Genomic DNA, 24,656 nt, shown 5'->3' on the forward strand with positions numbered 1-24,656 from the left:
GATCGCTACAGCAAAAGTGACGATAAAGCCAGCTGTTGGGTACGTGTTGCGCAAGGCTGGGCAGGCAGCCAATACGGCATGATGGCGCTGCCGCGTATTGGCCATGAAGTGATTGTGAGCTTTTTAGAAGGCGATCCAGACCAGCCCATCATCACTGGGCGAACGTTTAACGCGCTGAACGTACCGCCGTATAAATTGCCGGATAATAAAACCCGGACGGTATTTAGAACAGACACCCACCAAGGTGAAGGTTTTAATGAACTCCGTTTTGAAGACCAAAATGACAAGCAAGAGGTATTTTTGCGTGCGCAGAAAAACCTTGCAATCAATGTGCTTAACTCGAAAAATGAACGCGTAGAGTATAACAGCTCAAGAAGCATTGGTAATGATGACCAGCACGCTATTGCGAGGAACCAGCAGGTTACCATTCAGGGGCAGCAGGACATCTACATAAAAGGTAACCAGTTAATTAAAACTGATGCTGATCAGAATGAGAACGTTGCTGGGGACTGGCTTAAGAAAATAAATGGGACCATAGGAGTGAACGCTGATGGTTCGATTTCCATTAAAAGTGGGAAAAAAATTACTTTTCAAGTCGGAGAGAGTATTGTCGCCCTGCATAAGGGTGGAGTAGATATTAGGGGCAAAAGTATCAACCTTAATTCAGGTGGCTCCGCTAATGATATACCTCTTCCTCAGTCGCCCACTATGCTAAAAACGGCCGCAGGTAAGGGGTCGCTTTTTGTTGCGAACTGTAAGTTAGAGCAAAGCAATGACAAGTAAAAAATTCGCTGTATTAGATGGCGCGAGAATTGAAGAGTTGATCCAGAAACTTGGGGAACGCGCCGAGACGTTTTCACTCATACCTCCTGAGCCTTTAGAGGATGATATGAAGCCTTATCTACCTTGTTTGGTTGAGTGCTCAGACGAGGTAGAAGCATGGATTAGTAAAGAGCAAGTTGATTCCGTGATCTACTTTATTGGAAACATCAGTTTTGTTAACGCTCGTCAACACCTTAGAGACATGTTGAGTATTAACCTCGATGGTGAACTAAGTTATTTTCGATACTACGATCCGCGTTGTTTTTCAATGATATGGCAAGTTCTCAATGCGTGGCAGAAAAGGACTCTCATAGGACCATTTGAAAAAGTAGTGATACCACCTGAAGCAGTGTTTCAAGCAGGAAAGGAAGAGCAGTATGCACCAATAATCAATTTGTCTGCCGGGGTTATTGACGAATTGAACCAGATGCAAAGAGACTTACTCTACGATGATGTTACAGGTTATCTAAATCAAAAAGCAATTGAAAATTCCTTGGAGTCAACTCAGCAAATCGTGGACTTCTTGTTGGATATCAACGTTGATGACCACGATCTATTAAAAAAAGCAGTTCAGTTTAGCTATGAGCAAAACGTTGTCAGTAATGAAAGATATCAGTCAATTTTTACAGCCAGTGAGAATGAAACAGGCAATTACCTGATTGAGTGTGTATTAATGACATATAGAAATAAGGATGAGTAATGCCGAGTACTGAAACAAAAACATGCTCTTGTGACCACAGTACGAATTGTGTCTATACAGTACAAATCAGTAGTAAGGATTTTTGTGGTCCGTATCAAGACTACTATTTCAAGCAAGATCACTTTGTACCTAGCATTGACGCTGTGGATAAAAATGGTACTGGTGTGAATATGACAGTGACTATAGGACAGAAATCCACTGGCTGTGTTACCAAGAATCCGTATTGCGGTGGGGGCAGAGTTTTATGCGTTGAGGGAGATGGCTACCATAAATCATTGAAGCTAGGCGTCAATAATGTATTCCTAAAGAGCCCCAAGAATAGTTATAAACTAGGGCCTATTAAGTTATTGCAAAGTGCTGTTTTCGGTGAGTTGGACTGCTTTAAACCTCATGATTTCCGAATCTTAATCGGAGAATGTGGTCATGAAGATATTACGCAACAATGGGTCTTTAGTGATTCAGGGAAAGGTTACACTGATTTTTTGCCTTCGACGACGCTAATCGATACAGCTGTCCATGTTTATCCAAAAGTTACTTTTAAATGTGGAGTTAAAATAAACTTTGATGGTGGAATAGAAGAGCGTACTGATAAAGAACGAAGAGATGAACAAATAGAAAACTATAAAGCACAGGATAAGACTAAGGAGCGTTCTACTAAGAAAATGCGTAAAGGATGGAGAAATGGCACAAAAGAGTTGACAACAAACAAAAGTATCAGCTGGAATGCTACGTCCACACTCGAAGTAAGTGGTCAATCTCCTATAGAATTCCAGTCCAGGGATTTTAAGAAGGATTTTATTAGTAAAAAGAATAAAAGTGAACTTACTCTTCTTGATAAACCATTAAAAGTTATTGATAGCATTAAAAGTCTTTTGAAAACTGGTGATGATCCAAGAGATAAATTTCCATTGCTTGAAATAAAAACTCTACTTCCATCAATTTCTATCGATGGAAAGAGGGAGTTACAACCATATAAAGATAGTTATTATCTAAATAAGCAATTTAGTTTGGGGTTTTCTCCTCTGATAGGAGCAAGTATTACTCTAGACTTGTTGAGCGCGTTGGCTGACTATTTGCACGCAGGTGATTTGGTTAGCGCTGCGCGTGAAAGTATTAGTTGCGAAACGAACGCAACAAATTGCGCGGATATAAAATGCATTCTATTGGCGAGCTTCGTGTTGAACTTTAAAATAGATATTGATAACAAAAACAATCCAAGTGAAAATGCATTTAACTACAACCTTAATCCTGATTTGAAAATAAATCTAGCACTAGAGTCTAACTTATCAGCGAAGTATAAATATTGGATTGCCTCTGGCGTTTTTACCGCCAATGCGAATGTTGAAGCATGCGGTCACTTTAATATAGAAAAGAATCATGATCATTTAACTCTTGTCTTATCCCGCGATGCTGTAACAGCAAAAATTAGCGAAAAGTACAAACAATACGTGGGTAAGAGCAACACTGATAAAAAAGAGAGAACGCATGCGGAAAAAACTGAAAAGTATTTATACTCACAATCGAAAAGTTATAACTGGACGTTGCTAGATGCTCTTCCTGAAGAACAATCTGATTATAGAGTAAATTTTTACATTTGATGTCATTTAACTAAGTCACATAAAGTGACTAAATAGAGTGAAAAGTGAAATACACGCATTACTATTTTGAACTAAGAACAAAAAAAGTATACTGTTATTTATATATTAATGGAATTCCTATAGCGGATAGCCTTGCACCAATGGGGACTGTATCTGTTGGTTATGATATAACGACGTGTTTACAGAATGGTATAAATAATATTGAAATTCTTTTTTCTGGTATTGATAAAAGTGACTTTTTAAAGGTAGATAATGGGGGATTTTGCACTATTTTAGTTAAGGCAATAACCCCAGATAAAACATTTAATGTTGCTTCTCTTGTTGGTGATTCACTAGAAGGGAGTCCGACTGGTAGAAACTCCCCGCATTACGAAGGGCTTGGCCAAGCCGGGAGAGTAGTGGAAGGCATGTCAGATGATCCTAATTTATATAGAATACAACGGACATTGACGGTCTCAAACCTCCCTGTATGGCACTGGACGAAAGCAACAGAGTTTGAAAACTCAATAACAAATAATAAGAAATTATTAAACATTTATCATAACATTAATATGGCCATCAGAAAAAAAGACTACGATAAGCTGAAAACGATTTATCAAATATCATTGTTAGAAAACTCAATTAATGATGAGTCAACTATTGATGATGAATGGGGTTCACTTGATATAGAGCGATATTTAAATGAAGGATATAATATAAAGGATACCTTAATGGATTCCTTTAAAATAGATTTCTATGCCAATGGAAAACTATTTAGATTAATAGATGATTATGGGAATTCACCAATAATGTTGAATAATGAGAAAGGTGAGATTTTTACGTATACTCCTTACTTTTCTTATGTAAATAATGATATTTTATTGGTTAAATAGCTGTTTGGTTATTATTGGACACTAAATGTGAAATTAATTATATGGTAAGGGTAATATGGGATTGTTGACTAAGCGTTGGGGTTTTCTGATTGTTATAATAATTTTCATGGTTATTGGTATCTATATTTCGAAAAGGGAAGGCACCAATTCAACAGTATACTGTGGAAATAAAACTGTTGGGAGTAAGTTTCTTTACAATGGAAAAAAATATATAGTAGTAGATAATAATATGATTTTTGACAAAAATCTTCGCGATAGTTTGTATTCTGGAAAAATTAGATTCTGTACCTCACATGTTACTAACTTAGCCTATATGTTTAACAACCAAAAGAAGTTTAACCAACCTATTGGAGATTGGGATACTTCAAATGTCACGAATATGAATCGAATGTTCTTTGGAGACTATGCCTTTAATCAAGATATAGGTCAATGGAATACATCCAAGGTTACTAATATGGCTAATATGTTTGGCTTTGCATTCTCATTCAATCAAAACATCGAACACTGGGATACTTCCAATGTCACCAACATGGCTAACATGTTTGGTGCTGCAGAAGCGTTTAATAAAAATGTTGATGAGTGGAATACTTCTCGCGTTACCAATATGGCGGGTATGTTTTGGGATGCTAAAGCATTTAATCAAAATTTAAACCACTGGGATACACATGATGTGAAAGATATGCATGCTATGTTTAAGCAAACTGCTAACTTCGACCAAGATTTAAGCAGTTGGGATGTTAACAGTGTTTTGAATCATGATGAATTTGCACAAAGTAGTGCTTTATCTATTAAACATTATCCGCATTTTTCTCATTAGGCGGTCATTTTTCTTCAAAATTAACTGTTTATTGGAACGAAAGTGTAATGTCAAAACTAGAAAAATTAGGTAGCTGAAAAGCTGTGATAGGAAGGCTCTCAGTAATGATTAGCTAATATCTAACCCCCTTGTTACCCCTTTTCAAGGGGGACTTCTCTATTTGCTTTTAGTCAGCTATGTTTATAAGCCGTGTACAAGGATTTTTATGTCCAAAGTTAACAAATTACCATTGATATCGATAATTGTGATTATATTCTTTATAGTCTCATGGTTTGCGATAGGTCACTGGCAAAAACCTCCCTCGCTTTCCCACATGAAAGAGAAAGTGGTTAACAAGCACTATACACACTATTTATTTAACTTCACAACTCATTCAACATTTTGTTATGCCAGTGTGAATGGAGTCCCTATCATCGACAGTATGATGGAAGGTGGAAGTGTTTCAGGTGGTTATGATATAACTCCGCTGTTAGAGAAGGGGGGAAATAATATTGAAATTCAGTATTCTGGAATAGATACTAAGAATCTACTGAAATTGAACCAAGGCGATTACTGTTCGCTCAAAGTATTTAAAATAGTAAATAATAAATCTATCTCTGTTGCATCCATCAAAGGTGGAGAAGTGAATGGTCGAGCATCTGCAAAACAGTCTCTGAATTATAATGGTGGTGACAACCTCGGGAAAATAGACGAGGGAATCACACAAGATCCCAATTTATACGGTGTAAAGAGAACCTTTGTAATATCCCATATCCCGGCCTGGGAATGGTCTAAAGCAACAAAACTTCAAGATACCAAAGCAAGCCAGACATTGGTGATGAAGGCTTATAGAAACATTTATCAGGTACTTAAAGATCGAGATATCAATGAGCTCAAAAAATACTATCAAATCTCTTTAGCAGAGAACGCACTTAATGATGGTAGCACTATCCTTGAAGAGTGGTATTCACTCGGTATAAAAGATCGAATAGGTCAAGGGTTCAAGCCCGAAGACAACTTTGGAGATCATTACGAATTGAAATACTATGGCAATGGTAAAATGTTTCGGTTAGTTAATAAATATGGTAATTCACCGATTGTACTGCGTGGTCCTGGTGGGCACCGTTTTTCCTATACTCCTTATTTTTCTTACATTGATGGCAAAGTAGTTATTGTGCGTTAATAAAATAGAGCTTCGCTTTAGAGTTTTACTCCATAGGTTTATTGTTCAAACAAAGTAGCTAGGTACAATAATTAATGTCTAAGAAAAAAGAAGGGCTCTTCCCAGAAATTGAGCCATAAGAAAAGCTCAGTTAAGTGTGTAAGTTCAACACTAAAATATTAGGTCTAATTAGGAAAAAATATGCCAAAAGCAGCAAAACTAGGCGACATAGGAACCGGACACGGTGCATGCTCAATGACGCCAATTATTTTAGGTTCCGACAGTGTCAATATTGATGGCCAACCTGCGGCAAGAATGGGCGATCCGCTCTTTCCTCATGCTGCACCAGATAGCCCGCCGCATCCCCGTTTTATTGTCACTGGCTCCACGTCGGTAAAAATCAATGGCCAACCCGCCGCACGCTTAGGGGACTTGATTAGCTGCGGCGGAGTCGTGATTGGTACAGGGTCGGTGAATATCGGATAAGTTCGCCTGTTAGCCTTTAGGCAGTGCTTAAATCGAAAAGTCAGTTTCCACAACAATAAAAAACCTTGGCTATACAAATCAATATAGCCAAGGGCAAGGTGAACAAAGTCCAAAAATCACTTCATTATTTCAATAGGAGAAGTTGGTTAGCCTTTATACAACCAACGAGGGAATTATGACATTGTTAGTTTTAGATTGGCATGGGGGTTTTTGCTTATAAGAGACTTTTACCGAACACCATAGTCTTTACCTATTGAATCTATAGATAACTCCCATTCAACAAGTTTTAGTGAAATCGATATAGTTTTATCAACTTAAAGGAAACGTTGATGGCCTTACTTTCAACTTGGCAAGTGAGGCATACATAGGGAGATAAAACATGAAATTGGCAAAAACGCTATTCGCCTTATCAATCGGAATCACCGGCTCGTCGGTTCAAGCTGAAGTTCTCACTCGTGACAATGGTGCCCCGGTCGGGGATAACCAAAATTCTATAACCGCGGGCGAAAATGGTAGTGTACTTCTGCAAGATGTGCATTTAATTCAGAAGTTACAGCGGTTTGCTCGCGAGCGCATTCCCGAACGTGTAGTTCACGCTAGAGGTACTGGAGCCCATGGAGAGTTTATCGCGGCGGGCGACTTTAGCAATTTAACTATCGCCGCGCCATTTGCTGAAAAAGGCAAGGTTACACCAGTATTTGTTCGATTCTCTACCGTTGTGCATTCAAAAGGATCACCAGAAACACTTCGTGACCCACGCGGCTTTGCGACCAAGTTTTATACTGAACAAGGGAATTGGGATCTGGTCGGAAACAACCTCCCGGTATTCTTCATCCGTGATTCCATCAAATTTCCAGATATGGTTCATTCTTTAAAGCCTTCGCCTGTTACGAATACCCAAGATCCTAATCGTTTTTTTGACTTCTTTAGCCATGAGCCGAGTGCGACGCATATGCTGACCTGGGTGTATACCAACCTTGGTACGCCAGCCAGCTATCGAACTATGGACGGCTTTGGAGTCCATGCGTATAAATGGATCAATGATCAAGGTGAAGTCAATTACGTTAAGTTTCATTGGCAGAGCAAGCAAGGCGTTAAAAGTCTTCGGCCGAGTGAGGTGAAGAAGGTCCAGAGTGAAGATTTTAATCACTTAACAAACGACTTGTACTCGCAGATTAACAAGGGCAACCATCCGCAATGGGATCTGTACGTGAAAGTACTGTCACCGAAAGCATTAGCCGCGCTTGATTACAATGGGCTTGATGCGACAAAAGTATGGTTAGACGTACCAGAAACCAAAGTTGGGACGATGACGCTAAACCGTGTTCCGGACAATTTCTTTTTGGAAAGCGAGCAATCAGCGTTTGCGCCTTCCAATTTAATCCCCGGGGTGGAACCTTCTGAGGACAGACTACTGCAAGGACGTTTGTTTGCCTACGCAGATACTCAGCTGTATCGCTTGGGGGCCAATCTATTCCAGTTACCCGTTAATCGACCACTCGCTACGGTGAACAACTACAATCAAAATGGTTTCAGCAACAACACAAAAGCAGCAGGCAAAGCTCTGGATGTTAATTACGAGCCAAGTCGACAGGTTGTGGTGACTGAAGATCGTAGTTCTAGAGCGGTGAATACTGCTTTAAGTGGCACGGTCCAGCAGCAAGCTATCACTAACCCTAGGGATTTTTATCAGGCGGGAGAGTTGTATCGCAATTTAACTGAGCAAGACAAACAAGATCTAATTAGCAACTTAGCTGGGGATCTGAATCAAGTCTCAAACCCAGATGTTAAGGCTATCATGGTGAGTTACTTCTATCGCGCAGATAAAGACTATGGTACGCGTTTAGCCAACGCAACCCAAGTAGAGTTATCGCAAGTAAAAAGCAAAGCAATGATGTAAATCGAAGTAGGCGGCTTATCAAAGGCGATAGGCCGCAAACAACAAGGAAATTAAGGAGCTCAGATGAAAACATTGGCTTTTGTTTGCTTATCTGTGATGTCGCTATTCACTTCATTCTTATCATCTGCGGCGTCAAAGAGTCACGAGGCTGAATATCAATCTCTGGTATCGTTATTTTTTGATGCTGTGAGAACGGGCAATAGCGAGGTAATGACAACCTTTTTGCAAGCGGGCTTTCCTGTGGATCAACGAAATACAAAGAGTTATACGCCACTCATGGTAGCTGCGTATCAAGGGCAAGCCTCTGCGGTAGCGCTTCTACTAGAGCATGGTGCGAATGCTTGTATACGAGACAAGCGGGGAAATACAGCCTTGATGGGAGCATTGATTAAAGGTGAAGTTCGCATCGCAAAGCGTTTATACCAGGCGAACTGTTCACCAGAAGCGCGTAATAAAGCCGGTTTAAATCTGCAAGAGTTTGCGCGTTTATACGGACAAGCGCGCGTTTTGCAATCGTTCGAAGACAACTCTGGCAGTGCACCTTAAGCCATGCCAGTTGGTCATTAATCTTGGCCGTATCATTAGAACATTAACAAAAATTGAAGGTTTTAATGCCCATTTAATCCGCATATCTTCTCAGATCAGTTACAGAATATCGCAAAGTATCAATGCTTATCTACTCGCCCTTTGGGAGCGGTGTGAGTGGCCCACTTTCGCGTCAAAGGCTTTTGAAATGGATGGCCATTCCTGCAAACCTTTTCCTTAAATTGGGTCACTCACATCGCTCTGAATCCTGCATCTTGAGGTAACTTGGGTATAAACAAAAGCAGCAACTATAGCTTTGAAATCTAGGTACCGATACTTTGTACATATATCCAACAAAATAAATGTTAATTTTCATACAATTAACTATTTACATAATATAAACAATCGAGCAAGTTTTTGCTCGCTGGGCAATTTATTGCTCGGTATGGGCAACTTCTTGCTCGATTAATTCATTCAACCTTGTATCCAAACTTAAAAATCACACTAATAAACAATTAGTTATAGTTATTCTTATCCAGGGTAGTATTGGCACATCACTTGCACATAAATTTGAGTAATTTGGTGAATTTTAACATTTACCTTAATTTGTTTTAGTCAAGGAAAATTATTAAACACAGAAGAAAACTTAAGAACCGGTCGATATTGCATAAAAAATGCTTAATCAATCCTATTTGAGTTAGCTTGACTAAAAATGAATGGATCACATTCAACACGGGTGGGGTTCAATCTGATTCAGTTGTACACGTGAGAAACATGATTAAGACATTTAGAAATGAAAATGTAGAGCAATCGGACAGGTCCGCCCATGAAACAGGCAACAACACTGTGAAGCGGCGTGCAGTAAAAGTGTTTGATCATATGTCGTCTTCACAAAAGCCGAACCGTCAAACAGGCAAAGTGATTTCACCTATAGAGGAGAGCAGTGTTAAGCATGGCCCCTCTGTGTTGTTTCGCAACAAAATAAAATCAATTAAAAGCGATGTACTAACAATAGATGCTGACCTAAAAAAGGCGATTGATGATATTTGCAATCGAGAGTACCAAGAGCTTCAGCTGAGCAATGGCGATTACTTATTAATCAGCAATATTCACTCTGCTATTGAGTTTTATGAGCCAACCTGTCAGATAGAATTTGGTAGTCAGCTTTCAAAGCAATTTCAAGATATTCAAGGTTATTTATCGGACTACGCTAAGGTCGGTAAGGTGGATCGCATCCTAGACCTTGGTAGAGTGATTATTGAGCTTGCTAAGGGTATTAACATCAATATCTTCAATCCAAACAAACTAGGCACCAAAATATCCAAGTTGTTAGGAAATCGGCAGCAAAAAATTCGCAAGATTAAATATGACTTTGACAATATCAGTGATCGAATTGATGCAAAAATAAACCGGGTTTTCGATAACTTAAAAGAGACTCATGCAACACTGGATGAATTTGGTGACTGGATACAAAAACTAACAGACTTGCACCATGAGCTACAAATGAGTTTAGTGGCGCTTAAGCTTCGAATTGAACGTGAAAAGCAAGCGCACAATGATGGTGTTAGTCAGTCCGGTTCTTCCAATGCTTTTGCCCAAACTAATCAGGATTTGTTCGAGCGCTGGGAGCGGAAGGTCCATATCTTGTCTGCACTTAATCAATCGATCAGCTTAACGTTTCCTCAGGTGAATCTGTACCGCTCTAATCTACTCACCAGCTTTGAGCGGCTTGAAGAAATTAAAGTCAACATTATTCAAGTTTGGAAGCAACAATTTCTCACTGTTATTGCTGTCGACGAGTCTAGCGATGCCACTATGTACTACGAGCTGAATGATGTCCAAGAGCAACTTATCCGAAATATAGAGGAACTGAAATAAATGGTCTTCCAACCGAAAACGTTTAAGCCTAAAAGTGTTCAACCAACGGCATCTACTGGCTTTACTCCTGTTGCGGTAAATCCAGTAGCCTCAACTCCAGCAGTCACTGACTGTATCAGTGTAGAAAGCCAAGTGCGCGCTGCAATAGAGACTTACCAACTTGAAATTAGGGAGTCAGGTCTAGAACCTGAAGTAGTTTGTAAAGAGGCCACTGCGCAACTACAACAAGGTGACGTGTATTCGTCGCACGGAATTTCAAACCTGGGGCAAGATTCGGCGGAGAAAATTGGTGAATACTCGGACTCCATGCTGAAACATGTTCGAACGAGTGATCTTGATGAGATGGGCAAAAACCTCAATCAAGTGATTGGTGTTGCTAAACAGGTCGATATCACTGGATTAGTGGGTAAGGGGAGTATGTTTGGCAAGCTTGTTTCCAAATTCAGAAATACAAAAGAAGCCATTTTGTCCCAATTTAATTCAGTGAGCGTGCAATTGGATCGAGTTGTGAAGGAAATCGATTCGCAAAGATCGCGCTTGCAGGAGCGAGCTAACCAGTTAGATACGGTATTCGCGCACAATCTTGAACATTACAAATCTTTGTCTTTAGTACTTGTATACAGTGAAGCGCGCAAGCGATTAATCCAAGACAAAATCGCGCTATTGTCTTCAGCGACTGAATCGCAAAACTCCGCCCTTGTCGCACAGGAGATCAGTGATCTGCAGACCAATGCGGAAAGGATTGAAAAACGAATTCACGACCTTAAAACCCTGCAAATGCTCGCGTTGCAAACTGCGCCTATGATCCGCATGGTACAGACTAACAACATCACTTTGATTGAGAAATTCGACAATATCAAAATGCTGACGATCCCATCGTGGAAAAAGCAGTTCACTTTGGCGATCTCGCTGCTAGAGCAGAAGAAATCGGTCGAGCTTGCCAACAAAATTGATGATGCGACCAATAACTTAATCAAAAGCAATGCGGACTTATTAAGACAAAACTCATTGCAAACCGCGCAAGCAAACCAACGCTCAGTCGTGGATATCGAAACGCTGGAGCACGTGCAAAGCACGCTGATTACGACCTTACAAGATGTGGTTAACATCGAACGTGAGGGTGCGAACAACCGTCGCAGCGCCGACGAAAAAATGGTTCATATGAAAAATGAACTATCTAACTTCTTAAACAACAAGAGAGGAAACCATTAATGGCGATCAATCTAGAAAAAGGAAACACCATTAATCTAAATAAAACAGAACCGTCGCTAGTTAAGCTTCGTTTAGGACTAGGCTGGGATCTGTTGTCTACAGAGCCTCCAATTGATATCGACTGTAGCTTATTCATTTGTAAGCATGATGCCCAGCAGCAACCAAAACTGATCACCGATCAGCATTTTGTGTTCTATAACAATTTGCAGTGTCCGCAAGGGGCTGTGGTACACCAAGGTGATAACCGCACGGGTGCTGGAGATGGTGATGACGAAGTCATTAATATTGACCTGAATCAAGTCGATCCAAATGCATCAGAGCTTTCAATTTTCGTAACGATACACAATGATTCTCGTGGCTTCAGCTGTGTCAATACCAGCTATATTCGCCTATACAATGAGGTCAATGACAAGATGATTGCAGAGTATAAGCTTGGTAAAGAATTTGCTAATGAAAGCTCGGTTCAAGTCGGTTCTTTGGTTAAAGAAGGAAGCGATTGGACATTCCATGCTGTGGGTGCTGGTTACCAACTTGGTCTAGGTGACATCGTTGCTGGTTACCAATAAGGAAGCACAATATGGCAATCAACTTATCTAAAAATTCAACCATTTGCTTGACGAAAGAAGTACCAAAACTGTCACAAATTACTGTCGGTTTGGGCTGGGATGTCGCTAAGTCAAAAGGGTTTCTTGCCTCTATATTCCAGTCACGATCTGACAGCATCGATTTGGATGCATCGTGCATCTTGATGGACCACAGACGCAACGTGATTGATAGGGTATGGTACAGCAAGCTTACTTCTTCATGTGACTCCGTACACCATCAAGGTGATAACCTGACAGGTAAAGGCGATGGAGATGACGAGCAGATTAATATTTCCCTGCCTAACCTGGAAAAAAACGTTAAATATATCGCGGTGACAGTGAACAGCTTCACGGGGCAAACTTTTGAAAATATTGACAATGCATTTTGTCGTATTGTCGATCAAGGCTCGAAAGAAATCTGTCGTTATACGCTAACGGAACAAGGTAGCCATACAGGGTTATTTATTGGTCTACTGACTTGCGATAACAATGAATGGCATTTTACTTCTAAGGGCATCCCGATTAATGGCCGAACAGTAAAAGACATCAGCAAGAAGTTGCTTAAGCATATCTAAGCTGGTATTACTGTGACAATAGAGCCCTAGCTATGCTAGAGCTCTATTATTAACGTAGGCTTAAGCCGTTAGGCCGACTTACTTTTTAAGCTGCTGTTTTGCTGCTTCTACTTTTGAAAAGTCCAATCCAAGCTCTTCCACCGCTTCTTTTATCAGTGCCGGGTTTTGCATGACCTGTCCCATCAACGCTTGAAGCTTATCTTGTGGCAAACCAAGTTGACTGATCGTTGCCATGGCTGCTAACGGGTTTTCCGTCAGTGCTTGAAACAGTTCGGCGATTTGCTCATCACCAATATTATTTTCTTTTAACAATGCAAGGATGGGGTTCATCACACTACCTTTGAGTCCAAAATAAAATAGGTAGCTAGTCTAACATTTGCGTTGCTTTGGTTGAACTAGAATGCGCGTTTTCTCATTGACGCTGCAACATGACGTTTTATTGGAGTCGAGCAAACAACTATATGGAATGGTAGTTGTGACCAAAAATATTCTGTGAGCATTGTCGGATAGATGAAGCTTATTTCTAATAAATTTATCGATAGAGTTAGACGCTGGCGGCATTAACTGCTGGCTTAAGTTCTAATTATCTATTTCCAGTGTTTCGGTATAATGACATTTCACTAAAATGATAGTAAATCTGTAGTTTTATCCAATTAATTCAACATGTTGAGAATTTTATTTCCAGAAATATAATCGGAAAAAATTTATTTCAGTCAAGTTGTTATGGATATTATCAGACGTATTAAGCCATGGATAGGCTCCCTGTTATTGGCCATTTTAGTGGTGTCTTGTGGTGGTGGGGACAGCGGAGATTCATCTCCACAAACGCGAGCAACAGGCACGATTAGCGGCAATGTATATGATGCTCCCATCGCAGGTTCTACGGTGTATATTTGGGAGTTTCAAAACGGCAAGTTAGGTCGATTGCTTGCCACCACAAAAACCGATGCCTTTGGCAATTACTCTACTTCTATCGAATCTGCCTCGATGCCGCTATTTATCAGTGCACAAGGTGGTGCTTATATTGATCCTGTTTCTCAATCGACAGTATCAGACAATAATGGCAAAACGATTCGTATGGATAGTGTGATCAACTATTCGGAAGGGGTGAATCAGAACTTAATGGTTACACCGCTCACCAATATGGTTGCGGGCTTAACTGAGTTTAAAATTGCCAATCAAGGTGCGAACGCAGAATCGGCGATCAGTGAGTCATTATCGACCATCGATGAAATGTATGGATTTGATGTCAACTCCGTTTTACCTGTGGATATCACTAAAGGTGGCCAAAGTAGCTACGCAACTGACGGGCATAAGTACGGTGCGTTATTAACCGCGTATTCATCTATTGCTGACGATTTTAAATCGGACTGCTCTGCTTCCGATTGTGAGCAGTTATATACCTCCATTAACCTTGCTGACATCCAGTATCGGGATATTTCCTCTACCGGGCAGTTAGATGGTTATGAGGCAGACTTAGCTCGTGGGGGAACCAAACGTCTGTCTTATGGGACACAGGAAGTCACCAGCGATTTGTATACCAATACCATGTCTCAGCATGTGTTGATTGTGGTCAATGATCCTTCTTTGAATCTCTCTGGAACAAAAGCGGCCGATTACGATGATTTTAGCACCAAGATTAACCAGCAAGGAACTCCAGGACATGAGGGGGGAGGGGCTATCCCTCCAAGAGATGAAAAACCCATGTCTACGGAAGCGCCAAAAGTCAAAAGACTTGATAGCGATGTTCTGGCGGGGGCCTACGACCAGTTGGAACTAGAGCTCGACGATGATATTGGCGTTGAATCTGTGACGGTAGATTTACAGTTTACAAGAGATGGGTTTGCGCAAACAGTGCCTTGCTCAACGAATGGAATTGGTGATGGTTATTGTGAACTCAGTTTGGAGAAATTTGAAAAAGGTAAGCGCATCACAAAAGCCGATGTTTATATAAACACCTTAAAGCTTGACGGCTCAGAAGGACAGAGCCGAGCAACGAACACCAAACTCGTGGTGTACACGAGTGATGTGGTGGGAAACCAGCGCACTGCCAATCAAGGCAATGGAATGAGCATTGAATTTGAGTGGGACAATGACGCCCCCGTTATTGAATTCTCCTCTCCGACGACCATCAGCAGCGCAACTTCTAGCTATCTTTTAAGTGGATTGGTAAAAGATAGCACGCAAGGCATCAAGTCGGTGTCTATCCAATTCGAGAATCAAGCTGCAGATGATTACGAATGTATTGATGTAACTGGCCCTAAAGATGTTGGCTATCATTGTCAGTTTAGTGAGATTCCCCGCGATATAAGTCAATTTGTCAGTGAGGCGATGCACTTTTACGTGACTGCTATAGATGCCCATGGGAATAAGACAACTGAGACACGTACTGTCACACGAGACAACACCCCCCCAACGCAACAATTCTCTTACCCTACCCAAGAAGTCACATTTGTCGACGCGCAAGGTAATGAAAGTCCGGGCTATTTCAACGATAGCACCTTTACCGAGCAAGACGTACAAAGCGCGGATCGGTATTTGAAAATCAACTATGCATACGCCAAATATAACCTGATAGAGAGCTTTCCAGAGGTTGATTTTGAACACTTTACATCATCTGTATTGGAAGAAAATCACATCCCTTATATTAAAGTTGTGGTCAGCGATCCAGATGGCGGGACGTTATCGGGTTCTTCTGCTAACAGTATCAACCTAAAGGTCAACTACTTTGTCAAAGGCAGTGAAAGCAGCAGTTACAGCGAGAAAAATCGTTTAGAGAGTATGCCGCTGGGGAGAACGACTATTGGCGACGAGATTCCACATGAAACCATCGTTTTAGAAAACGACCGTGCCGATCAGCTTGTGTACTATATTCCCCTTACGCGAGATATTTTGGGTAGCAGCTTTTCCAACGTTAGCCGAAACGCCATTCAAAAGCTGGCCATTCAAACCGTAGATGAATCTGGTAACAAGAGTGAAGTAAAGGAAATCTTTTTTAAAACCAGCTTTGATCTGCCAACGATTAAAGTTGTGACCCCGTTTATCGGCGTTACTGCTCAGTTAGAGGGTCTTGCAGATAACAACCAATTTGTTCATGTTAAAAGTTGTACTACCACCCAGCAACAAGAGCTGAGCACGAACAACCCTGCCCGAGATGTTGCTTCATGTGATCTCTTTGTTGATAACACCAACTACACCTTCATTAGGGTAAGGCTAGCCACTAATGATCAGAGTAATGCTTACTATTATCAGTGGAAAGACGATGAAAGTAGCCGAGTTAACGTAAACTTAAGCTCAGCGTCAATGGACTTGGGTGCCTATTTTGAATTGTCTGGATCAACGCCCCTCTACATCACCGAACTGTCGAGTTATCAAACTGGTTTATTTGATTATTATTGGAATAATACGTCAAACAAGAGTCTTAGCACCGCAAAAGTGATATTAGGTAAAGTGAATGATGCGTTGGCGTCAGGCTCTAGCTCGTTTTTTGGCTTTAATCCGATTGAAACCAAGTATGCGACCAATGAAATGCTCAGGTTAGATAGCGATCATACGGCTATGATCTCTGATCCTGTCTATCGACATCGCTATCTCGTAGAGGGACTGTCTGATCTTGCCACAGATAAAACACTCTCTAGTGCTTCAGTTGATTTTGCACAGGCCTTCTACAATGATTTTTCTGCTGACGGCAAGCCAGATGGCGTGGGAAGTGGAGGCGAAAGTGTTTCTTCCTCAATGCTGGGATACACCATTACCCCTGAGACATATAGAAAAGATTTGGCGAGCTATTTTTACGATTTAGTGACCAAGGAATACAATGTTCAAGCGCCGATTGCAATGAGCTATGCGGACAGGTACGCCGAAGCGGCTCCTACCATCGATGGGAAAAAAGTGTTTGACCAAGATGCGGTCAGTATTGATAACTCACCTCCTACGTTTACGCCCATCATACTAGATGGAAAATACTACTATAAAGGTAACGCGCTATATGTTGCTGGTGCCATCAGCTCTCAGGTGACCATTGATGACCCATCGGGTCTTGCGGAGCAGCCAAGTCTAACGCCTTACTATTTCACCAAAGAAGCCCCCAATACTAAGAACGACATCGATTTAGGGTTGGAGTTAATTAGCGAAAATGGCTATGAATACCGCTACCAATTTACCCTCGACACTCAAAGCGAAAGTTACTCAAATATGATGGAGTTAGCATTAGATGTGCTTGCTCAAGACGACAGCAAAAATAAAAACTCCCTCAATGCAATATTCAGCTATAACGTGGACAACGACTACCCCGTTATCGAATATCAACAACCTAAAGGAGTCAGTGACCCAGAAACGGATTATTTGAACGGTAATATCGAGAACGAACTGACCTTTAATGTAAAAGACTCCGTTGGTGATGACGCCGATAAACGTAAGCTCATATTTACTAACTCAGATCAAGAAAGTGAAACGTTCTCGTTAGAGACATTTGCAACCAGTTCCCCTGACTCATTTAGCGTTAAGCTATGTAAAGACTGCTCTGGTATTTACCCTAAAGGAGGCGATGGCAACTGGACGGTGCGTGTTGAAGCTGAGGATCACCTTGGTAACAAAGTCACTGCTTCCACTCCTGATGCACCTGTGTTTATGGTCAACCTAGATTCCCAAGCTCCTGAATTTAATATGCCTGAAACCGTGACTTGGTTAGGGGGTAACAGTGAATGGAAACTCAGTAATATCCTTGACTGGGGCAGACTCAGCCCTGCTGGCAGTGTTGCTATCGATCTTAGAAAGTTTGATGGCACAAACTTGTCGTTGGCAGCTTGTGATGTCAATTCGCAACATACGTGTATTCAAGGTGAGGTACCGAACATACGCGTTCAGCTGTTTGAAGGGGATTTTGAGTACAGTAAGGAAAATCTATTTACGATCACTGCTAAAGACAGTGCTTTACCGAATCCAAACCAAAGTGTGGGTAAGTTTAGCTTCAAAATTGACAACGTGGGGCCAAGCATCAAGCTAGCCGATCCTCAAGTGACGGATTCTAAAACCCAAGAGAGTTACGTGTTAGGTAATCAATTCACCATCAATATTGCGTCTTTAACGGATGACATGGGCGTTGATACGCTTTCGCTGTATCAAGCCGACAATGAGCAGCCAATCAAAAGCCAGTCTATTGATCTCGATATGGCTGAAGGTGATAAAAGTTATGCTTTCAAACTCAACGCTGACGATGTAGAGAAATTAGATCTTTCGGAGTCAAATAAAGTCGTTTTGCAGTTACGAGCGGTGGATATTAATGGTTTTGAATCAAAAATAGTGCCGATGTCGGAGGTGTTAATTGATCGAGAAGGCCCAGGTATTTTGCTGATTGATTATGACAAGGTCGCTTTTTACTCGGCAAACTATCCATTTACCACTGATATCTATGATTATGGCTCAGATGGGTTATTTTCAGCTGACGGTGTTGATGTCGACAAAACTCGTTATTGGCTATTGTATAACGGCGAAGAAAAACCCGATACGTCATATGGAGGCACACCTCTGAGTGAAGGAAAGGTGGTGCTAGCCAACCGAGCAAATGGCAATACTATCGTGCTACTTAAGGCCGTAGACGTTCGAGGTAATGAGAGCACTAAGGAGTTCACGGTGCAAGTGCATGATAGTGCACCGGAAGCTGAATTCGTCGTGCAATATGAGGATGGCAGCGATATACAAAATAGTGTAGTGACGAAAGCGAACGCCGGATTAAAACTCACCCTGACTGCGTCGGATGTGAGTGGTGTTAAAACACCAACGGTCAACTTCTACTATCAAGGAGAGCAAGAAATCAGTCGCTCTGCGGACTTCAAGCTTGTTTCTGGAACCGTAGAAGACGGAGTGTGGGAAGCAAGCGTTCCGGCTAGTGAATTTGGCAAAGACGGTGATTTTATTCTGTCAATTACGGCTGGGAACAACACTCGTTATACTCAGATGTCGGATAACAAAGAGTGGAAAGAAACGCACAAACTCACTATTCAACGTCAAGGTGTAAAATTGCTGGTGCCTGAAGGGTTTAGTGCTACCGTAGCGAATAAAAAGCTAACGGTTGGGTTTTCTTTAGAAAACAACGATATCACGGTTGAGTCATTACAATGTTGGATTCGAAATAATTACCAAGGCGAAGGTGTACCAACCGATCAGGGGCCGACATCTGGGGTGATCAATAACCCCAACCCGGTATCTTGTACTGTCGAGTCTGCTGAAAGTTTCGATTCGCCAGTTTTAATTACTAGAGCCATTGGCTCGAATGGAGCAGAGTCTATTCAAAAGTTCAGCTTTGCTATGATGGATGTTGAACCTCCAAGTTTGGCCACCCAGGCCAATATCACCATGCAAGCGGATAACGTTTCGCGTGACTCAGGCAACGGCAAGAAAATGTATACGCTGGTGCTGTCTTATAGGGATGATTTATCCGGTGTAGAGTTGGCTTCTGAGCAGCACTCTCAGCCATATTTAGAGAAAAACAGCGCAACAAAAATAGTCCCAACGGAATGCCATACTTCCGGAGGCGGCACGGCAACATGCTCTTATACCAGCGAATACACTAACTTCATCGGCCAAGGGGAGAGCTCATCTGTACTAAAAATTCGCTCATTGTATGATGTCGCTGGCAACAGTGCGCAAGAGGAACCGACCATTACTTTAACAGAGCCACAAGGCAGTCTAGAGGCATCGATTGTGAGCCCGCAAGCGGGAGATTATATCGATGAAAATCCGCGAACCATTGAATTTCGCTACAAGCTTTATGACAACACGAAACTAGAAGGTATTGAGTCTATTGAAGCGGATGTGGGCGGGATAAAGAGTTATCCCACAGGCAAGATAAAGCAATGCGAAGATGACCCAAGTTATCTTTGTGTTCAATTTGAGTCGAAGATACCAGAGGTTGCGGATGGATCGAGTTTGAACGTGACGGTTCGAATGGAAGATATTTGGGGCGAAACGGCGAGTGATACATTGGCGGTTAAAGTTGATAACCAAGCGCCTGTTATTGGTGACACCGTGAATGTCATACTGGCGGAAGATCCAACGAAAGCACGATTTAAGTTTGATATTTCGGATTTCAGTAGTGGATTGCAAAAGGTATCGTATCGCGTCACGCCAGAGCATCAGGCCAGTTTCGATTTGCCAGTAAAAGAGGTTGGCAATGGTGTTGAAGAAGGGGAGCTGAGCTATTTTGATCTTGATACCGACTCCTTGCTCGACGTGGCCTCCATCAAAGTCTCTATCATTGCGACCGACAAACTTGGCCATGAACAAATCGCAACGAAAACGCTGGACGTATCTTCTCCTTCGATTGTCTTGGAGTTAACCAACGTCGGATCTTCGGGAAATGTTCTTGTGTTTGAGCGGCCGACTCAACAGTATTCGTTGAGCGCCGAAAACATGGGGCTGATAAAACCGAAGAGTTACAAAGTTGAGCTTTTGTCTGATAGCAAAGATGATATTTTGCAGTCAGGTGGATTCACCTCTGACTCAGTATTTGGTGAGTGGGATTTTACGGCGTCTCAGCAAGGGAAATATAAGTTAAAAGTGACCACGACAGATCAAATTGGCCGAGAGACCACAGGGTTTATGTTTGGCCAAAAATCCTATGCGGACAGAGAGCTATACGTAGACTTTGATAAACCTGAGATTGGCTCGGTATATGGAGAACAGAAGACGTTCACACCACAAAATGGATACTATGAGGTTGATGTTCATGCCAATATTTCTGACGCTAACTTAAGTCAAGTCTCTGCTCAGCTTCATTCCAATGCCACGGGGCAGACTTATTATTCCGAAGTGGAGGTGGTGCCGAACCAAGCCGAGTATGTCTTTGCGTTTAATGTTCCTGCTAGCGATTACCAAGCCACGGTGAAAGCTGTCGACAAAGTGGGTAATGAAAACACATTAAGTGGGGTACCTGTGATGGTTGAAGCTGCGGGAGTAGAGTAACACTATCGTATAGATAACCAACTCGATATTGGGCTGGTTATCGCTTAATACGCGAAATTTGCTATGCATATTTACAGTGTAAAAAAAGCGTTTTCCGCGCCAATAATCAGCGACTGAGGGAGCTTGGCTTATCTCACAGTTATCGTTTTTCATTCGTGAAAAACTCAATAACGGGTCTAAAATCTAACAAAAACACAGGCTTAAATTGTGTGTATGAGCGTTGTGAGGAAATAGGTTTTAGATGATGTTGTCACTTAAGTATCGGCGGTGTTTGAGTTGGGGACTTAGCTGTTTCGCTTTTTCTATCCCAAGTATTTCAATGGCAGATGAATCTTCAGACTGCGCTGAAGAGCAAAATCCACGCGGTTGTGAGTCTTCCCGCCTTTCTTCTCCATTTCGAACGTATCCTGCCTCTCCACTTCAAGCCATGACCTTGACTACGCAGCTTAGATCTGGGGAGCTTGTTGACGATGCCGAACTATTTTTTATGGCGAGCGCTGCAAGTGTGTGGATTCAAAATAGGGATTTCCAGTTTGACTACTATCAAAATCAGGCGGTCTCTGGGATAGCGTGGCGCGTTAATGATGACTGGAGTGCGGAAGTAAAGTATCAGTTGGCCTGGTCTGCCAATAACCATTTAGATACATTGACGATAGATTTTCATGATTGGGTTGGCATTTCACAAAATGGGCGATTGGATAAAGATAAGCATCAGAACAACATTGATAGCCCGCTTTATAACGTTCATATCAATAACTTTGAAAGTGAAATCATGGTCAGTGCGATACATGGCTATGTGCAATGGCAAGCGTTTCGCACGGCTTCGCAAGCTCTAACTATTGGAGCCACACTGTATTACAACAAGGTCAATGATTCTGCTTTCGCAAACTCAAGTTTTGAGCAAGGATTACAAGCCAATTATTCGTTTTTTCATGGTCCGCATTCTTTATTTACTACTGTGGGAGGCACGTTACATTCGGCAGATGAACACATTTTCCAAGACTTGCCCGTTAAGCGGTTTACTGGTGCATGGGCATTTGGCTATGGCTACCGATTTGCTGCAAACCATGAGCTCATGCTCGAATATCATGGTTATGAGGGGCTACTAGAAGACGACAGTGAGTTCTCAAAATCTTCTCAGGAAGTACTATTGGGTTATCGGTATTACTTAAAAGATCTCGCTCAGATTGAAGCCGCTGCTACGGAGAATATTTACAATATGGGCAATTCGACGGATATTTTGTTTAGTCTTGGGCTACGCTTCTTTTTAGGTTCAATTTCTAACTAACTTCCGCTTATTTGAAACTGGGAATAACCAGGCTAGATCAGACATTTTCTGGAAGGTATGGATGTCGCAGTTCATCGTAACGGCATCTTCAAATTATGCAAAAATCTGCACATCTAGTGATCAAGCTCAGGTTTTTACTTGCCCTCGGTTCATTACCTGCCTTTTTTCTCTTATATCTCAATATGTAACGTAAGACAGCTTCACAACTAAAACGAATGGAAGGGCAGTCTCATTCAGTTATCAAAAGGCGTGGATTTGATATTAGAGTACAGGGCGTTTGTTGGCGAAGGTGACTTTACTGCAAATGGAAATGTCTGCACCATTTGTTTGTGTGACGAAAAAAGCCTGCACATCAACGAGCAGGATTTTACTTTGTGCACCGTCTGGCGTCCTTCCTGCCAGTCACCACTCTACGAAGTGAGTTGCTCTCAAAATGGCTACTGCATTGAATGTTGCGGTCATGGCTTACTTTGCGCTGCTGCTTCGATATTGAGTACTCAAACCAATCGAGCCAGTCTACGCATTAATGGAAATATTATCCCAGCCAAATTAAACGAAGGAAAAATTTGGCTGCGTTTCACTAAATTATCGGGCAATCTGATAACCCTTCCAAGCTGGATTAATCAAGCGTTTCATTTCATCAACCCCATTTCCAATCAATGTATACAAGCCACTGAGTATGGTGGAGAGCAGGGGTATCTCTTGCTGGAATGGCCGCCAATGACCGATTTAACCCAAATGAATATTTCCAGCGCCGTCATTACCCAATTCACCCAAAGGGCTGTCATATGTGTTGCTAAAGGAGAATGGCAAGCGCTGGTGAAATTTCGTTATTTCGCTCCACAATACGGCGTGGCTGAAGATATGGCGACGGGGTCGGCAGCAAGGGTGGTAGCAGCCCACTTTGGTGGAAAATTAACCTTACATCAAGTCTCATCAAGTGGTGGGTTGATGTATTCGAATGAAGATGCAGAACACGTCGAGATCGGCGGGTTATGTCAACCAATTTGAGAGCGTATCGTGTCTGAATATAATACCGACCAACTGATGACATCCTATCAAAGGACCAGAGATTATTCTTTACAGCTTTTTACGCATCTTGCTGCGGAAGATGTGAACTTACAAGCGGCAGAGTTTGTTAGTCCGCCAAAATGGCATTTAGCACACACCACTTGGTTTTTTGAAACATTCATACTGAAAGCGTTTGTGAGTGGTTATAAGGCACTCCGTTCTGAGTATGAATACCTGTTTAATTCCTATTACAACGCGGTGGGAGATCTGTATTCTCGTCCTCATCGCGGATTATTGACTCGTCCGCTGACTGAAGAGGTCATAAGATACAGAGAATATGTTGATAGCCATATCCGCGATCTTTTGTCTGTTACTGGTAACGCTATTCATAGCGAAGTGATTAAGCGGATTCAGCTTGGTATCCAGCATGAACAGCAACATCAAGAGCTATTTCTCACCGACATCAAATACTCGTTTTTTCAAAATCCAACATTTCCTGTTTTCTCCAATAAAAGTGACGTTCATAGCGAAGAGCTGACTCCATTAAATTGGCACAAATTTGAAGGTGGGCTCGCCAAGATAGGGGTATCTGAAAGTGACGAGACCTTTTCTTTCGATAATGAATCACCGTCACATCAAGTCTTCCTGTCACCTTTTCTACTGGCCAATCGATTGGTGACGAACGGTGAATTTATGGAATTTGTGCTGGATGATGGGTACAAAAGACCCGAGTTCTGGCTTTCTGATGGCTGGAAAGTTGTGCAGGACAACCAATGGCAGCAACCACTCTATTGGGTTCGACGTGCTGGAGAGTTACAAGAATATACCCTGTATGGAATGCAGCCGTGGCATCCTAATAATCCTGTCAGTCATTTGAGTGCCTTTGAAGCTGATGCCTTTGCCTGCTGGGCGAAAGCAAGGCTACCTACTGAATTTGAATGGGAGTTTGCGGTTAAGCAAAATAAGATATCTGATCAGATGGTGTCGAGCTTCCACCCACAGCCTGCTAACGGTGACGAGAAAAATCTTGGTCTATCACAAATTTACGATACTTGTTGGCAATGGACATCCAGCGCTTATCGCCCTTACCCCGGCTTTCGTGCCTGTGAAGGGGCAATTGGTGAATACAATGGAAAGTTTATGTGTAACCAATGGGTATTAAGGGGAGGATCGTGCGCAACTTCAGCCGGGCATGCCCGCGCGACTTATCGAAACTTCTTTTATCCGCAAGACCGTTGGCAATTCACCGGGCTGAGGCTTGCGAGAGATCTAATCGAGCAATAAG

18 protein-coding genes are annotated in these 24,656 nt (G+C 41.9%); 17 read left to right on the forward strand and 1 reads right to left on the reverse strand.

Annotated elements, in window-relative coordinates:
• The 13 genes from M9194_RS18680 to M9194_RS18740 all read left to right on the forward strand — a co-directional run.
• Window positions 1-783: type VI secretion system Vgr family protein (locus M9194_RS18680; protein WP_250614217.1), on the forward strand; the 783-nt coding region annotated here is incomplete at its 5' end.
• Window positions 773-1,522, forward strand: coding sequence for a DUF4123 domain-containing protein (locus tag M9194_RS18685; protein ID WP_250614218.1), 750 nt, complete (start codon window positions 773-775; stop codon window positions 1,520-1,522). The genes M9194_RS18680 and M9194_RS18685, both read left to right, overlap by 11 nt.
• On the forward strand, window positions 1,522-3,120 hold the full coding sequence (locus M9194_RS18690) for a hypothetical protein (protein WP_250614219.1): 1,599 nt from the start codon (window positions 1,522-1,524) through the stop codon (window positions 3,118-3,120). Before M9194_RS18685 ends, M9194_RS18690 begins: the two co-directional genes overlap by 1 nt.
• 44 nt (window positions 3,121-3,164) lie before the next feature.
• A complete protein-coding gene (locus M9194_RS18695; RefSeq protein ID WP_250614220.1) occupies window positions 3,165-3,992 on the forward strand; it encodes a hypothetical protein in 828 nt (275 codons plus the stop codon).
• Window positions 3,993-4,047: 55 nt separating this feature from the next.
• Complete coding sequence (locus tag M9194_RS18700) at window positions 4,048-4,809, forward strand: BspA family leucine-rich repeat surface protein (protein ID WP_250614221.1); 762 nt, start codon at window positions 4,048-4,050, stop codon at window positions 4,807-4,809.
• A 205-nt stretch (window positions 4,810-5,014) separates the two neighbouring features.
• Complete coding sequence (locus tag M9194_RS18705) at window positions 5,015-5,971, forward strand: hypothetical protein (RefSeq protein ID WP_250614222.1); 957 nt, start codon at window positions 5,015-5,017, stop codon at window positions 5,969-5,971.
• A 180-nt stretch (window positions 5,972-6,151) separates the two neighbouring features.
• The gene (locus tag M9194_RS18710) at window positions 6,152-6,436 is read left to right on the forward strand and encodes a type VI secretion system PAAR protein (RefSeq protein ID WP_250614223.1); all 285 of its coding nucleotides are present in this window, start codon (window positions 6,152-6,154) and stop codon (window positions 6,434-6,436) included.
• Window positions 6,437-6,815: 379 nt separating this feature from the next.
• The gene (gene katE1 / locus M9194_RS18715; RefSeq protein WP_250614224.1) at window positions 6,816-8,336 is read left to right on the forward strand and encodes a catalase KatE1; all 1,521 of its coding nucleotides are present in this window, start codon (window positions 6,816-6,818) and stop codon (window positions 8,334-8,336) included.
• A 63-nt stretch (window positions 8,337-8,399) separates the two neighbouring features.
• Entirely contained in the window at window positions 8,400-8,882 is a 483-nt protein-coding gene (locus M9194_RS18720) for an ankyrin repeat domain-containing protein (protein WP_431769426.1), read from the forward strand.
• A gap of 753 nt (window positions 8,883-9,635) precedes the next feature.
• Window positions 9,636-10,739 carry a toxic anion resistance protein gene (locus tag M9194_RS18725; RefSeq protein WP_250614225.1) on the forward strand — a complete coding sequence of 368 codons (1,104 nt, stop codon included), beginning with the start codon at window positions 9,636-9,638 and terminating at the stop codon, window positions 10,737-10,739.
• The gene (locus M9194_RS18730) at window positions 10,740-11,951 is read left to right on the forward strand and encodes a toxic anion resistance protein (protein ID WP_250614226.1); all 1,212 of its coding nucleotides are present in this window, start codon (window positions 10,740-10,742) and stop codon (window positions 11,949-11,951) included. It abuts the gene before it with no gap.
• On the forward strand, window positions 11,951-12,517 hold the full coding sequence (locus M9194_RS18735) for a TerD family protein (RefSeq protein ID WP_250614227.1): 567 nt from the start codon (window positions 11,951-11,953) through the stop codon (window positions 12,515-12,517). The genes M9194_RS18730 and M9194_RS18735 overlap by 1 nt, the downstream gene beginning before the upstream one ends.
• An 11-nt stretch (window positions 12,518-12,528) precedes the next feature.
• Complete coding sequence (locus M9194_RS18740) at window positions 12,529-13,110, forward strand: TerD family protein (RefSeq protein WP_250614228.1); 582 nt, start codon at window positions 12,529-12,531, stop codon at window positions 13,108-13,110.
• Window positions 13,111-13,188: 78 nt separating this feature from the next.
• Here the strand turns inward: M9194_RS18740 and M9194_RS18745 are convergent, their stop codons facing one another.
• Window positions 13,189-13,440, reverse strand: coding sequence for a DUF2999 family protein (locus M9194_RS18745; RefSeq protein WP_250614229.1), 252 nt, complete (start codon window positions 13,438-13,440; stop codon window positions 13,189-13,191).
• Window positions 13,441-13,833: 393 nt separating this feature from the next.
• On the opposite strand from M9194_RS18745, the gene M9194_RS18750 reads away from it, so the two are divergent.
• The 4 genes from M9194_RS18750 to egtB all read left to right on the forward strand — a co-directional run bounded on the left by M9194_RS18750 (window position 13,834) and on the right by egtB (window position 24,655).
• Window positions 13,834-21,072, forward strand: coding sequence for a hypothetical protein (locus tag M9194_RS18750; protein ID WP_250614230.1), 7,239 nt, complete (start codon window positions 13,834-13,836; stop codon window positions 21,070-21,072).
• 241 nt (window positions 21,073-21,313) lie between these two features.
• Entirely contained in the window at window positions 21,314-22,360 is a 1,047-nt protein-coding gene (locus tag M9194_RS18755) for a DUF3187 family protein (protein ID WP_250614231.1), read from the forward strand.
• Window positions 22,361-22,615: 255 nt separating this feature from the next.
• On the forward strand, window positions 22,616-23,371 hold the full coding sequence (locus tag M9194_RS18760; protein WP_250614232.1) for a PhzF family phenazine biosynthesis protein: 756 nt from the start codon (window positions 22,616-22,618) through the stop codon (window positions 23,369-23,371).
• Window positions 23,372-23,380: 9 nt separating this feature from the next.
• A complete protein-coding gene (gene egtB / locus M9194_RS18765) occupies window positions 23,381-24,655 on the forward strand; it encodes an ergothioneine biosynthesis protein EgtB (protein ID WP_250614233.1) in 1,275 nt (424 codons plus the stop codon).
• Window position 24,656 lies beyond the last annotated feature (1 nt).

The organism is Vibrio sinus, assembly GCF_023634645.1.
Classification (GTDB): Bacteria; Pseudomonadota; Gammaproteobacteria; order Enterobacterales; family Vibrionaceae; genus Vibrio; species Vibrio sinus.